Raw genomic sequence first — 12,722 nt, forward strand, 5'->3', positions numbered from 1 at the left:
CTTACTCTTCCTCATGGCTTGATTCAGGCTCACGATCCCACGATAAACGAGGGTCGAAGGTCATGGCCGCAAACATGGTCATGATCACGACCAGTGCAAACATTAAAGCCCCCATCGCAGGATAAATACTCATCAAACCGCCCATCCGCACCAGCGCAGAGAGAACGGCGATGACAAACACGTCAATCATTGACCAGCGTCCGACAAACTCGACCACTTCATAAATCAGGTGCATGCGTTCGCTGTCGCGTTTCCCATGACCTTTCGCATCCCAACAGAGCCAGGCGATGGCGATCATTTTTAAGGTGGGCACCATAATACTGGCGATAAAGATGACGCCAGCGACCGGATAGGAACCTTCGCCCCAGAGCAGTATCACCCCGGCCAGGATCGTCGAGGGCATTTTGTCGCCGAGCAAATCGGTGATCATGATTGGCAGAATATTGGCTGGCAGATACAGCATGACGGACGTGACCAGCAGCGCCATCGTCCACTGCAGGCTATTTTTACGGCGCACGTGCCCTTTCGTTTCGCAGCGCGGACAAACGTCGAGATCGGCGGGCAGCACGGCGGTACAGCACGGGCACGAGCGAAGCCCCTGACGAATGCCGGGCACGCCGACCTTCACCGTCTGCGCAAGCGTCGGTGCCGGGGCGATATCATCCCACGCCCAGCGTCTGTCCACGCACTGGAAAGCGCGCAGCTGCAGGACGCAGTACAGACACCAGGGAATAAAGCTGCTGCCAATCCCCACGTCGCCGTAGGCCATCAGCTTCACGAAACTGACCAGGATCCCCGCCAGAAAGATCTCGGCCATCCCCCAGCTTTTGAGCTGAAACAGAATACGCGCAAGTCGGATTTTCAGCGGTGCCGGCATCCTGACGCGGTTCACCAGCAAAAGGATGACGACCAGGCAAAAAGCCGGGACTATCTGGACAAACAGGAGAAAGAAGGTCCCCAGGCTGGCGTAATCTTCCGAGAACATCACGCCCGGGATTTCAAGCAGATCCACCTGACTGGTGATCCCCCCCACCTTCATATAGATGAAGGGGAAGAGATTAGAGAGCAGCAGCATGAACAGTGCTGCCAGCGCGTAAGCAGTAGGACGCTGCCGCGGCGCGTCCCACTCGGTTGTCAACGTCGCGCCACAGCGTGGACACAGGGCTTTATGTCCGTGACCAAGCTCTGGCAACGCCACGAGCATATCGCATTGCGAGCATAAAATATGCCTGTCGGCATGGTGCTGGTCACACATATGTTATCCCTGTTTATGCGCCGTTTTTCAGAGACTCAAGGTACTCCCAGCGCTCAAAGGCGTCTTCCAGGGCTTTTTCAGCCGCGGACATTTCAGCCAATACTTTCTGAGTATAGTCATGCGATTGGGTAAAGAATGACGCATCAGCAACCTGTTTTTGCAGATCCTCAAGCGCAGCCTCCAGCTCTTCAAGCCGCTGCGGCAGCCCCTCCAGTTCGCGCTGCAGGTTATAGCTTAGTTTAGCCGAGGTTTTCTTGACAGTTTCTGCTTTTGTTACAGCAGGTTCAGAACTTATTTTGGACTTTGACTGCTTCGTCGCCAGCGACTGTGCCTGCTGCCCTTTTGCATCGTGATAACCGCCGACATATTGACCAATTCGCCCTTCACCTTCGAAGATCCAGCACTCGGTCACGGTGTTGTCAACGAACTGACGATCGTGGCTGACCAGCATCACGGTGCCCTGATAACCGTCAATCAGTTCTTCCAGCAGTTCCAGCGTTTCGACATCCAGATCGTTGGTCGGTTCATCGAGGATCAGCAGGTTGCTTGGCTTCAGGAACAGGCGCGCCAGCAGAAGACGGTTGCGCTCACCGCCTGACAGCGCGCGCACCGGCGTCATGGCGCGCTTCGGATGGAACAGAAAGTCCTGCAGGTAGCCCAGCACGTGGCGCGGCTTGCCGTTCACCATCACTTCCTGCTTGCCTTCGGCGAGGTTGTCCATCACCGTACGGTCCGGATCCAGCTCCGCGCGGTGCTGGTCGAAGTAGGCGACCTCCAGCTTGGTCCCGCAGTGAATGCGGCCGCTATCGGCCTGCAGCTGGCCGAGCATCAGTTTCAGCAGCGTGGTTTTACCGCAGCCGTTCGGGCCGATGAGCGCAATTTTGTCGCCGCGCTGAACCTGCGCCGAGAAATCGTTCACCAGCACTTTACCGTCAACCTGATAGTTAACATTTTCCATTTCAAAGACAATCTTGCCGGAACGGGACGCCTCTTCCACCTGCATTTTGGCGCTGCCCATCACTTCACGGCGTTCGCTGCGCTCGCGACGCATCGCCTTCAGGGCGCGCACGCGGCCTTCGTTACGGGTACGGCGGGCTTTGATGCCCTGGCGGATCCAGACTTCTTCCTGCGCCAGCTTGCGGTCAAACTCCGCATTCTGCAGCTCTTCCACGCGCAGGTTTTCTTCTTTTTCCAGCAGATACGTATCGTAATCGCCGGGATAGGTCACGAGCTTGCCGCGGTCGAGGTCGACAATGCGCGTCGCCATATTGCGAATAAACGAACGGTCGTGCGAGATAAAGATGATGGTGCCGCTGAAGGTTTTCAGGAAGCCTTCCAGCCAGTCGATCGCTTCGATATCCAGGTGGTTCGTCGGTTCGTCCAGCAGCAGCACCTTCGGCCCGCTGACCAGCGCACGACCCAGGGCCGCTTTACGCAGCCAGCCGCCGGAGAGCGCCGACAGCTCCATATCGGGTTCCAGACCGAGCTGCGCCAGTACTTCATTAATGCGGTTTTCAAGCTGCCACAGACCGTGGTGATCGAGCATCTCCTGCACTTTCGCCAGTTCGTTGAGGTTTTTGTCGCTCGGATCGGTCATCACCAGATGCGAAATCTCGTGATAGCGCTTCAGGTATTCAGCCTGCTCGGAGATCCCTTCCGCCACGAAATCGTATACGCTGCCGGTCACGTGACGCGGTGGATCCTGCTGCAGGCGGGAGACAATCAGATCCTGTTCGTAAACAATGCGCCCGTCATCCAGGCCCTGTTCGCGGTTAAGGATTTTCATCAGCGTGGATTTACCCGCGCCGTTACGGCCCACCAGACAGACGCGCTCGTTATCTTCGATGTGCAGCTCTGCATTGTCGAGAAGCGGTGAGTCGCTGAAAGAGAGCCACGCGCCGTGCATACTAATTAAAGACATTTATTTTTCCTTTCAGACCGCGGTAATCAACCAGCAGTTATGGATTTGACGGTTACGGGCAAAGTCCTGAGACAGCGTTTTTTGGCTGATTTCTTGTGCTTTCAGTCCCAGGGCTGCTAAGCCGTCATGATCCATACGGAAGCCGCGTTTGTTGTTCGAGAACATAATGGTGCCGCCTTTACGCAGCAGGCGCTTCAGGTCGGTCATCAGGCGCAGGTGATCGCGTTGAACGTCAAAGCTATCTTCCATACGCTTGGAGTTGGAGAAGGTCGGCGGATCGATAAAGATCAGGTCGAACTGCTCGTCGGTGTCGCGCAGCCAGCCCAGCACGTCAGCCTGCATCAGGCGATGCTGACGCCCGGTTAAGCCGTTAAGACGCAGGTTGCGCTCCGCCCACTCCAGATAGGTGCGGGACATATCCACCGTGGTGGTGCTGCGCGCGCCGCCCAGACCCGCATGCACGCTGGCGCTGCCGGTATAGGAGAAGAGATTCAGGAAGTCCTTGCCCTTGCTCATCTGGCCCAGCATGCGGCGGGCGATACGGTGGTCGAGGAACAGGCCGGTATCCAGATAGTCGGTCAGGTTGACCCACAGGCGGGCGTTATATTCGCCCACTTCGATAAAGTCGCCCTTCTCGCCCATCTTCTGGTACTGATTTTTCCCTTTCTGACGCTCGCGGGTTTTCAGCACCAGCTTGTTTGGCGCAATACCCAGCACGGCGATGGTGGCGGCAATAACGTCCAGCATGCGCTGACGCGCTTTTTGCGCATCAATGGTTTTCGGCGGCGCATATTCCTGAATCACCACCCAATCCGCGTAGCGGTCAACCGCCACGTTGTACTCCGGCAGGTCGGCATCATACAGGCGGTAGCATTCAATGCCCTCCTGCTTCGCCCACTTCTCAAATTTCTTCAGGTTCTTGCGCAGACGGTTAGCGTAATCTTCCGCCACGCCGGACGGCTTGCTGTCGGCCGCCTTCTCCGCCAGATGGTAGTTTTTCTGCACGCAGTCCAGCGGGCCGTTTTTCGCCTTAAACTGGCGGTCGGCACGCAGCTGCAGGCAGCTCAGCAGTTCCGGCGAGGCGCTGAACAGAGACAGGTTCCAGCCGCCGAAGTGGTCCTTCATGTTGCGGCCCAGCAGGCTGTGCAGGGCAATCAGCGCCGGTTCGCTGTCGAGACGTTCGCCGTATGGCGGGTTGCTGATCACGGTACCGTACGGGCCTTTTGGCAGCGGATTGGTCAGGTTCGCCACGTCTTTCACTTCGAAGGTGACCAGCTCGCCGATACCGGCACGGCGGGCGTTGCTGCGCGCGCGCTCAATGACGCGAGGGTCGCTATCGGAGCCGTAGAAATGAGAGGTATATTCCGCCAGCCCCTTACGTGCGCGGGTCTGCGCGTCGTCTTTGACCTCTTTCCAGAGCGCTTCATCGTGCTGCGCCCAGCCTTTGAAGCCCCACTGGCCGCGATGCAGCCCCGGGGCGCGGTCGGTGGCCAGCATGGCCGCTTCAATCAGCAGGGTACCGGAACCGCACATCGGGTCGAGCAGCGGCGTGCCCGGCTGCCAGCCGGAGCGCATCACAATGGCGGCCGCCAGGGTCTCTTTGATGGGTGCCATGCCGGTACGATCGCGGTAGCCGCGCAGGTGCAGGCCCGCGCCGCTCAGATCGAGAGAGATACTCGCCGTGTCGCCGTTCAGCCAGACGTTAATACGCAGATCCGGGTTTTCACGATCGACGTTCGGACGTTCCTTATTTTTTCGCGTAAAGCAGTCCACAATGGCGTCTTTTACGCGCAGGGCACCGTACTGGCTGTTGCGGATCTCGTCGTTCACGCCGTTGAAATGGACCGCAAAGGTGGCATTCGGGGTGAAGATCTCTGTCCAGTCGATCATCTGTACGCCGGTGTAGAGGTCAAGGTCGCTATAAACCTTGCACTCCTTCATCGGCAGCATGATGCGCGACGCCAGGCGGCTCCACATCAGGCTCTGGTAAATAAGCCGCGTGTCGCCCTCAAAATGGACACCACCCTGAACCACCTGACACTCTTGTGCGCCCAGGCTTTCCAGTTCAGTTTTTAACAGCTCTTCCAGCCCACGGGCCGTACTGGCAAACAGAGAATTCATATCGTCACTTTTACTCTTAGAAAATTGTCGCGCATTATAGCTAATATGGCGTGTATGTCATAAAGTTGAAGGCTTATTTTCATTCGAGGGAGTGTGCAGTGGCGACGTTATCCAGGCTTTTTATTCATCCGGTGAAATCCATGCGCGGCATCGGCGTCTCTCACGCGCTGGCCGACATGAGCGGATTCGCCTTCGATCGAATTTTTATGGTCACCGAGCCTGACGGTACGTTTATTACCGCACGCCAGTTCCCTCAGATGGTTCGCTTTACCCCTTCCCCGCTTCACGACGGTTTGCACCTTACCGCGCCGGACGGTTCCAGCGCGGTGATTCGCTTTGCTGATTTTGCGCCCGTCGATGCGCCAACGGAAGTGTGGGGGAACCACTTTACCGCGCGCATCGCCCCGGATGAAATTAACCGCTGGTTAAGCGGCTTCTTCTCCCGCGACGTGCAGCTGCGCTGGGTTGGACCTGAACTGACGCGTCGCGTGAAGCGACACGACGCCGTTCCCCTCTCCTTCGCCGATGGCTTCCCGTTCCTGCTGACGAACGAAGCCTCGCTGCGTGATTTACAAGGCCGCTGCAAAGCCAGCGTTCAGATGGAACAGTTCCGTCCGAACCTGGTGGTGACGGGTGCCGAGGCCTGGGACGAAGATACCTGGAAAGTGATCCGCATCGGCAGCGTCATTTTTGACGTGGTGAAGCCCTGCAGCCGCTGCATTTTCACGACGGTGAGCCCGGAGAAAGGCCAGAAGCATCCTTCCGGCGAACCGTTGAAAACCCTGCAATCATTCCGCACCGCGCAGGATAATGGCGATGTCGATTTCGGCCAGAATCTGATCCCACGCTCCAGCGGCGCGATCCGCGTCGGCGATGAGGTCGAAATTCTTGCCCGTGGGCCAGCAAGAGTGTACGGCTCGGGTCAGGAGGAGGAGCTTGTCGACGTTGAGACGAACGTCGCCTCTGCGGTAGATATTCACTGGCAGGGCAACGTTATCCGGGGTAACAACCAGCAGGTACTGCTTGAGCAACTGGAACAAGCGGGGATCCGCATACCCTATTCCTGCCGCGCGGGCATTTGCGGATGCTGTCGTATCAGACTGGTGGATGGCGAAGTGAGTGCGTTGAAAAAGTCGGCAATTGGAAATGACGGCACAATTCTGTGCTGTAGCTGCGTCCCGAAAACGTCCGTACAGCTGGAAGCTTAAACCGCCTGCTCGAGGCTGAAGGCATCCACGCGAAGCTGGGGCTTCAGCCTGTCGTTCATGACCTTAATGGCATCCCCGAGCTGCATCGTCCGCCCGGCAATCGTCACGCCAGGCTGGGCCAGCAGGCAGAGCGCGGCATTTTCGCCTGGCTCCACCACCAGCAGGCTCACCTCTTCTGCGGTATCGCTCAGGTTGACGCTGGCCGCATCGCCCGTTGCCGGGGTCCAGTTCATGCCGTGCGGCAGGAAATGCCAGCTCTTTGGCATTTGCGGCTTCAGGAAACGGATAGCCACCAGCGCATTTAATACCAGCTCGGCGCGCTGCTCTTTCGAGAGCACCAGATCGCGACATTTTTCCTCAAAGGAGAAATAAAGCGCAGCGTCGTCAACGCAAAAGCCTGACGGGGAAAAAGCGTCCGGGGTTAACATTCGGCGGGCAAAACGAGAGCGAAACAACATGCCATTGGCTAAGTCGAGCATCATTCGGTCATGCTCATCGCAAAAATACCAGCGCCAGTTATCGTCAGGTTTAATTCGCATGTTTCTCTCCCGTCCCCGAAACGTCCTGTACTAAAAATGTCCTGTTTGCCGCTTCGTTTATAACACCATTAATAAAAGACTATAATGTCTAAATAAGCAACAGTGACGGAATATAAAACAACCAGGGCTGGAAATAAAGCCCCGGTTGTCTGATTACGAGAAAAGATTAGATATGCGTAACGATTTCTTTAATCAGCGGCGGCCCTTTAAAAATAAAGCCGGAATAGATTTGCACCAGTGACGCACCCGCCGCCATCTTCTCACGCGCAGCAATCACGGAGTCAATGCCGCCGACGCCAATAATCGGCAGGCGGCCATTTAATTCCGCAGACAGGGCGCGAATAATTTCGGTGCTTTTTAATTGCACCGGACGGCCACTTAACCCACCCGCTTCGTCACAGTTTTTCATTCCCTGCACGAGGGAACGATCGAGTGTGGTATTGGTCGCAATTACACCATCAATATTATGGCGAACCAAACTGTCGGCAACCTGGATCAATTCTTCGGCAGAAAGATCCGGGGCGATCTTAACCGCGACCGGAACATATTTGTGGTGGATCGCCTGGAGTTCATTTTGCTTATTTTTAATGGCACTCAGAAGATCGTCCAGCGCTTCACCATATTGTAAGGATCGCAGGCCCGGGGTATTGGGTGAGGAAATATTCACCGCAATATAACCGGCATAGGCGTAGACTTTTTCCATACAAATCAGATAGTCATCTTTACCCTGCTCGACCGGCGTGTCTTTATTTTTGCCGATATTGATGCCCAGTATTCCGTCAAAGTGGGCTTTTTTTACGTTCTCGACCAGGTGATCAACACCGTGGTTGTTGAAGCCCATGCGGTTGATCAGCCCTTCGGCTTCCACCAGTCGGAACAGGCGCGGTTTGTCATTTCCCGGCTGCGGGCGCGGGGTGACGGTACCGATTTCAATGGAGCCAAAGCCCATCGCGCCCAGGGCATCAATGCACTCGCCATTTTTGTCCAGACCGGCCGCCAGACCCAGCGGATTTTTAAAAGTCAGCCCCATGCACTGCACAGGTTTTACCGGCACATGCTGGCGCACCAGCGCGGCCAGAGGCGTGCCGGTAATACGACGTAATTGCTGGAATGTAAATTCATGAGCGCGCTCAGGATCGAGCTGGAAAAGGGCTTTACGAACGAAGGGGTAGTACATGAACTCTCCTGGATTCCCGGTGTGCAAACCGGGAGGGGATTATGGGCGATCCCATCGCGAAAGGGAATTGACCTGCGGCAAAAAAAACCGCGTAAAACGCAATCGTTTACCTCCCCGTCCATTTCTTATGCACTTTTTCGCATTTTAATTGCAGATAAATCATTTAGTGGAATAAACGCGCGGTGTCACACTCCTTAAAATTGTTATGAATGTTAGATAAAAGCAAACAATTAGTTATAAGGAGGAAGTATGCGCGTCATTACCCTGGCCGGAAGTCCACGATTCCCTTCGCGCTCCAGCGCCCTGCTGGAATATGCCCGTGAAAAACTGAATGCTCTGGATGTGGAAGTGTGCCACTGGAACCTGCATAACTTCGAACCTGAAGATTTGCTCTACGCCCGTTTCGACAGCCCTGCGCTGAAAACCCTCATTGAGCAACTTAACGGCGCGGACGGCCTGATCGTAGCAACGCCCATCTATAAGGCCTCCTTTTCCGGGGCCCTGAAAACCCTGCTCGATCTGCTTCCGGAACGCGCGCTGGACGGCAAGGTGGTGCTGCCGCTGGCAACGGGCGGTACGGTTGCCCATTTACTGGCCGTGGATTATGCCCTGAAGCCGGTGCTGAACGCGTTGAAAGCGCAGGAGATCCTCCACGGCGTTTTCGCCGATGACTCGCAGGTCATCGACTATCAACACAAACCCCACTTTACGCCTAACCTGCAAACCCGCCTCGATAATGCTCTGGAAACGTTCTGGCATGCCCTGCATCGCCGGGATATCCAGGCCCCGGCGTTTGGTCAGCCTCAAGGAGTCGCACATGTTTAAAACGTTAACCCGCATCGGACTGGCCGGTTTGATGGCGCTTACCTCGCTGGCCCATGCCGCAGAAACGGCTCCGGAAAGTTTACGTATCGGGTATCAGAAAGGCAGCGTCAGCATGGTGCTGGCAAAAAGCCACCAGCTTCTGGAAAAACGCTTCCCGAACACCAAATTCTCCTGGGTGGAGTTCCCGGCCGGCCCGCAGATGCTGGAGGCCCTGAACGTGGGCAGTATCGATCTCGGCAGCACGGGCGATATCCCACCTATATTCGCCCAGGCCGCGGGAGCGGACCTCCTCTACGTTGGCGTTGAGCCGCCAAAGCCTAAGGCCGAAGTCATTCTGGTGCCTGAAAACAGCGACATTAAAAGCGTCGCCGATCTTAAAGGCCATAAGGTCGCTTTCCAGAAAGGTTCCAGCTCACACAACCTTTTGCTACGCGCTCTGCAAGAGGCCGGGCTTAAGTTCACCGACATTCAGCCCGTCTACCTGACTCCCGCTGACGCGCGCGCCGCGTTCCAGCAGAAGAACGTTGATGCCTGGGCCATCTGGGACCCGTACTACTCCGCCGCATTGCTGCAGGGTGGCGTTCGCGTGCTGAAAGACGGTACCACGCTGAAGCAGACCGGCTCGTTCTATCTGGCCGCGCGCCCTTATGCGGAAAAGAACGGCGCATTTATTCAGGGCGTGCTGGATACCTTTACCCAGGCCGATGCCCTGACTCAGAGCCAGCGTCAGGAGAGCATTGCCCTGCTGGCGAAAACCATGGGCTTACCTGAGCCGGTGATCGCGAGCTATCTCAACCACCGTCCGCCGACCACCATTACGCCGGTGGACGCACACGTCGCCGCACTTCAGCAACAAACGGCTGACCTCTTCTATCAAAACCGCCTGGTTCCAAAACAGGTCACTATTCGCGAACGCATCTGGCAACCCGCAGGCAAAGAAGGAGCTAAATCATGAGTCTGAATCTTTTCTGGTTTTTACCCACCCACGGTGATGGACACTATCTTGGTACAGAAGAGGGTTCACGCCCGGTTGACCATGGCTACCTGCAGCAGATTGCACAGGCGGCGGACCGAATCGGTTTCACCGGGGTGCTGATCCCGACCGGACGATCATGTGAAGATGCCTGGCTGGTCGCCGCGTCGATGATCCCGGTCACCCAGCGCCTGAAGTTCCTTGTGGCGTTACGCCCGAGCGTCGTCTCCCCTACCGTGGCGGCACGTCAGGCGGCCACGCTGGACAGGCTGTCCAACGGCCGCGCCCTGTTTAACCTGGTGACGGGCAGCGATCCACAGGAGCTGGCGGGCGACGGCGTGTTCCTCGACCATACCGAACGCTATGAGGCCTCCGCCGAATTCACCCGCGTCTGGCGACGCCTGCTGGAAGGGGAAACCGTCACCTTTGAAGGCAAGCATATTCACGTTCGCGACGCGAAGCTCTACTTCCCGCCGGTGCAGCAGCCGCGCCCGCCGCTCTATTTTGGCGGGTCGTCGGATGTAGCCCAGGATCTGGCGGCGGAGCAGGTCGACCTCTATCTGACCTGGGGCGAACCGCCTGAGCTGGTGAAAGAAAAAATCGCTCAGGTCCGCGCGAAAGCGGCCGCCCATGGCCGCAAGGTGCGCTTCGGTATCCGCCTGCACGTGATTGTGCGTGAAACCAATAATGAAGCCTGGCAGGCCGCTGACCGCCTGATTTCCCATCTGGACGACGAGACCATCGCAAAGGCGCAGGCCGCGTTTGCCAAAACCGACTCTGTCGGGCAGCACCGGATGGCCTCCCTGCACAACGGCAAGCGCGAGAATCTGGAGATCAGCCCGAACCTGTGGGCGGGCGTCGGTCTGGTGCGCGGCGGTGCGGGTACGGCGCTGGTCGGCGACGGCCCGACCGTGGCCGCGCGCATCAATGAATACGCCGAACTGGGTATCGACAGCTTTATTCTCTCCGGTTATCCGCACCTGGAAGAGGCGTACAAGGTCGGCGAGCTGCTGTTCCCGCATCTTGATGTCGCCATTCCGGAGGTTCCGCAGCCGCAGCCGCTCCAGCTGCAGGGCGAAGCCGTGGCAAACGAATTTATTCCACGCAAAGCCGCACAGAGCTAAGGAGGGACCATGTCTGCCACCTCACAAAAATGGCTGCTGCGCGCCGCGCCGTGGTTTTTACCCGTCGGCATTGTGGCGCTCTGGCAGCTCGCATCGTCCACCGGCTGGCTGTCGAGCCGCATTCTGCCCTCTCCGGAGGGCGTTGTAGAAGCGTTCTGGTCGCTGAGCGTCAGCGGAGAGCTGTGGCAGCATCTGGCGATCAGCTCCTGGCGCGCCGCGATCGGGTTTTCCATCGGCGGCAGTATCGGGCTGGTTCTGGGTCTGGTGAGCGGCCTTTCACGCTGGGGCGAGCGGCTGCTGGATACCTCCATCCAGATGCTGCGCAACGTGCCGCATCTGGCGCTGATCCCGCTGGTCATTCTGTGGTTTGGGATTGATGAGAGCGCCAAGATCTTCCTCGTGGCGCTGGGCACGCTGTTCCCGATTTACATCAACACCTGGCACGGCATCCGCAATATCGATCGTGGTCTGGTGGAGATGGCGCGCAGCTACGGCTTATCGGGTTTTTCCCTCTTTGTTCACGTGATTCTGCCGGGCGCCCTGCCCTCCATTATGGTCGGGGTGCGTTTCGCGCTCGGCCTGATGTGGCTGACGCTGATTGTGGCGGAAACCATCTCAGCCAACTCCGGGATTGGTTATCTGGCAATGAACGCCCGCGAATTCCTGCAAACGGACGTGGTGGTAGTTGCCATTATCCTTTATGCCCTGCTCGGCAAACTCGCTGACGTCAGCGCCCAGTGGCTGGAGCGCAGCTGGCTGCGCTGGAATCCGGCCTATACCCTTCAGGAGGCGAAAGCATGAATACTGCACGACTGAATCAGGGGACCCCGTTACTGCTGAACGGTGTCACCAAACGCTACGGCGATAACACCATTCTTAACGGGCTGGATCTGCATATTCCCGCCGGACAGTTTGTGGCCGTAGTCGGGCGCAGCGGCGGCGGCAAGAGTACGCTGCTACGGCTGCTGGCCGGACTGGAAGCCCCCAACGGCGGCGACATTCTGGCAGGAACGACGCCGCTTTCGAATATTCAGGACGATACCCGCATGATGTTCCAGGATGCACGCCTGCTGCCGTGGAAATCGGTTATCGACAATGTCGGGCTCGGTCTTAAGGGTAACTGGCGGGATGAAGCCCGCCAGGCGCTGGCCGCCGTTGGGCTGGAAAATCGCGCCGATGAATGGCCTGCTGCCCTTTCGGGTGGGCAGAAGCAGCGCGTGGCGCTGGCGCGGGCGTTGATTCACCGTCCGGGCCTGCTCTTGCTCGATGAACCACTGGGCGCGCTCGACGCCCTGACGCGAATCGAAATGCAGGATTTGATTGGTTCCCTCTGGCAGACGCACGGCTTTACGGTACTGCTGGTGACGCATGACGTGAGCGAAGCCGTCGCAATGGCCGACCGGGTGCTGTTAATAGAGGAAGGAAAAATCGGTCTGGATTTGACGGTGGATCTTCCACGGCCTCGTCGCGTGGGCTCGGCAAGACTGGCGGAGCTGGAGGCAGAAGTGCTGGATCGGGTGATGAAACGCGGGAGCACGGAGTTACAGCGAGCTAAGGCTAATGCCTGATGCCCTCACCC

At 57.6% G+C, this 12,722-nt stretch carries 11 protein-coding genes; 6 read left to right on the plus strand and 5 right to left on the minus strand.

All coding sequences use genetic code 11. The annotated features are described in order from the left end of the window. Position 1: 1 nt before the first annotated feature. From pqiA to rlmKL, 3 genes are read right to left on the minus strand one after another with little or no spacing between them, the layout of a single operon-like run. On the minus strand, positions 2–1,255 hold the full coding sequence (pqiA, locus tag C6A40_RS08640; protein ID WP_008499934.1) for a membrane integrity-associated transporter subunit PqiA: 1,254 nt from the start codon (positions 1,253–1,255) through the stop codon (positions 2–4). A 13-nt stretch (positions 1,256–1,268) separates the two neighbouring features. Further along, positions 1,269–3,176 (minus strand): ABC transporter ATP-binding protein, encoded by a 1,908-nt coding sequence (locus C6A40_RS08645; RefSeq protein ID WP_025912950.1) that lies wholly within the window; start codon positions 3,174–3,176, stop codon positions 1,269–1,271. A gap of 12 nt (positions 3,177–3,188) precedes the next feature. Next, complete coding sequence (gene rlmKL / locus C6A40_RS08650; RefSeq protein ID WP_021240859.1) at positions 3,189–5,297, minus strand: bifunctional 23S rRNA (guanine(2069)-N(7))-methyltransferase RlmK/23S rRNA (guanine(2445)-N(2))-methyltransferase RlmL; 2,109 nt, start codon at positions 5,295–5,297, stop codon at positions 3,189–3,191. Between the two features lie 98 nt (positions 5,298–5,395). On the opposite strand from rlmKL, the gene C6A40_RS08655 reads away from it, so the two are divergent. After that, positions 5,396–6,505 (plus strand): YcbX family protein, encoded by a 1,110-nt coding sequence (locus tag C6A40_RS08655; protein ID WP_045334773.1) that lies wholly within the window; start codon positions 5,396–5,398, stop codon positions 6,503–6,505. On the opposite strand, the gene zapC is transcribed toward C6A40_RS08655, so the two are convergent. Further along, a complete protein-coding gene (gene zapC / locus C6A40_RS08660; RefSeq protein WP_032651189.1) occupies positions 6,502–7,044 on the minus strand; it encodes a cell division protein ZapC in 543 nt (180 codons plus the stop codon). The genes C6A40_RS08655 and zapC overlap by 4 nt on opposite strands. Positions 7,045–7,210: 166 nt before the next feature. Further along, positions 7,211–8,221, minus strand: coding sequence for a quinone-dependent dihydroorotate dehydrogenase (gene pyrD / locus C6A40_RS08665; RefSeq protein ID WP_008499939.1), 1,011 nt, complete (start codon positions 8,219–8,221; stop codon positions 7,211–7,213). Between the two features lie 249 nt (positions 8,222–8,470). Between pyrD and ssuE the strand changes: the two genes are divergently transcribed. The 5 genes from ssuE to ssuB are packed head-to-tail and all read left to right on the plus strand — an operon-like array spanning position 8,471 to position 12,711. Beyond that, on the plus strand, positions 8,471–9,046 hold the full coding sequence (gene ssuE / locus C6A40_RS08675; protein ID WP_008499940.1) for an NADPH-dependent FMN reductase: 576 nt from the start codon (positions 8,471–8,473) through the stop codon (positions 9,044–9,046). Continuing rightward, positions 9,039–10,001, plus strand: coding sequence for a sulfonate ABC transporter substrate-binding protein (locus C6A40_RS08680; protein ID WP_045334775.1), 963 nt, complete (start codon positions 9,039–9,041; stop codon positions 9,999–10,001). Before ssuE ends, C6A40_RS08680 begins: the two co-directional genes overlap by 8 nt. Next, complete coding sequence (gene ssuD, locus C6A40_RS08685; protein WP_045334777.1) at positions 9,998–11,143, plus strand: FMNH2-dependent alkanesulfonate monooxygenase; 1,146 nt, start codon at positions 9,998–10,000, stop codon at positions 11,141–11,143. Before C6A40_RS08680 ends, ssuD begins: the two co-directional genes overlap by 4 nt. A gap of 9 nt (positions 11,144–11,152) precedes the next feature. Continuing rightward, positions 11,153–11,944 (plus strand): aliphatic sulfonate ABC transporter permease SsuC, encoded by a 792-nt coding sequence (gene ssuC / locus C6A40_RS08690; protein WP_008499943.1) that lies wholly within the window; start codon positions 11,153–11,155, stop codon positions 11,942–11,944. After that, positions 11,941–12,711, plus strand: a complete 771-nt coding sequence (gene ssuB, locus C6A40_RS08695; protein WP_045334779.1) for an aliphatic sulfonates ABC transporter ATP-binding protein — start codon at positions 11,941–11,943, stop codon at positions 12,709–12,711. The genes ssuC and ssuB overlap by 4 nt, the downstream gene beginning before the upstream one ends. The last annotated feature ends 11 nt before the right edge of the window (positions 12,712–12,722 follow it).

Origin of the sequence: Enterobacter sp. GER_MD16_1505_Eko_090, assembly GCF_003331015.1 — a bacterium.
Taxonomy (GTDB): Bacteria; Pseudomonadota; Gammaproteobacteria; order Enterobacterales; family Enterobacteriaceae; genus Enterobacter; species Enterobacter roggenkampii.

Excerpts from the sequence above, each read along its gene's own strand:
- ssuD (WP_045334777.1), top strand. The coding sequence starts at position 9,998 with ATGAGTCTGAATCTTTTCTGGTTTTTACCCACCCACGGTGATGGACAC.
- ssuE (WP_008499940.1), top strand. The coding sequence starts at position 8,471 with ATGCGCGTCATTACCCTGGCCGGAAGTCCACGATTCCCTTCGCGCTCC.
- C6A40_RS08645 (WP_025912950.1), bottom strand. The coding sequence starts at position 3,176 with ATGTCTTTAATTAGTATGCACGGCGCGTGGCTCTCTTTCAGCGACTCA.
- ssuC (WP_008499943.1), top strand. The coding sequence starts at position 11,153 with ATGTCTGCCACCTCACAAAAATGGCTGCTGCGCGCCGCGCCGTGGTTT.
- rlmKL (WP_021240859.1), bottom strand. The coding sequence starts at position 5,297 with ATGAATTCTCTGTTTGCCAGTACGGCCCGTGGGCTGGAAGAGCTGTTA.
- C6A40_RS08680 (WP_045334775.1), top strand. The coding sequence starts at position 9,039 with ATGTTTAAAACGTTAACCCGCATCGGACTGGCCGGTTTGATGGCGCTT.
- zapC (WP_032651189.1), bottom strand. The coding sequence starts at position 7,044 with ATGCGAATTAAACCTGACGATAACTGGCGCTGGTATTTTTGCGATGAG.
- pqiA (WP_008499934.1), bottom strand. The coding sequence starts at position 1,255 with ATGTGTGACCAGCACCATGCCGACAGGCATATTTTATGCTCGCAATGC.
- pyrD (WP_008499939.1), bottom strand. The coding sequence starts at position 8,221 with ATGTACTACCCCTTCGTTCGTAAAGCCCTTTTCCAGCTCGATCCTGAG.
- ssuB (WP_045334779.1), top strand. The coding sequence starts at position 11,941 with ATGAATACTGCACGACTGAATCAGGGGACCCCGTTACTGCTGAACGGT.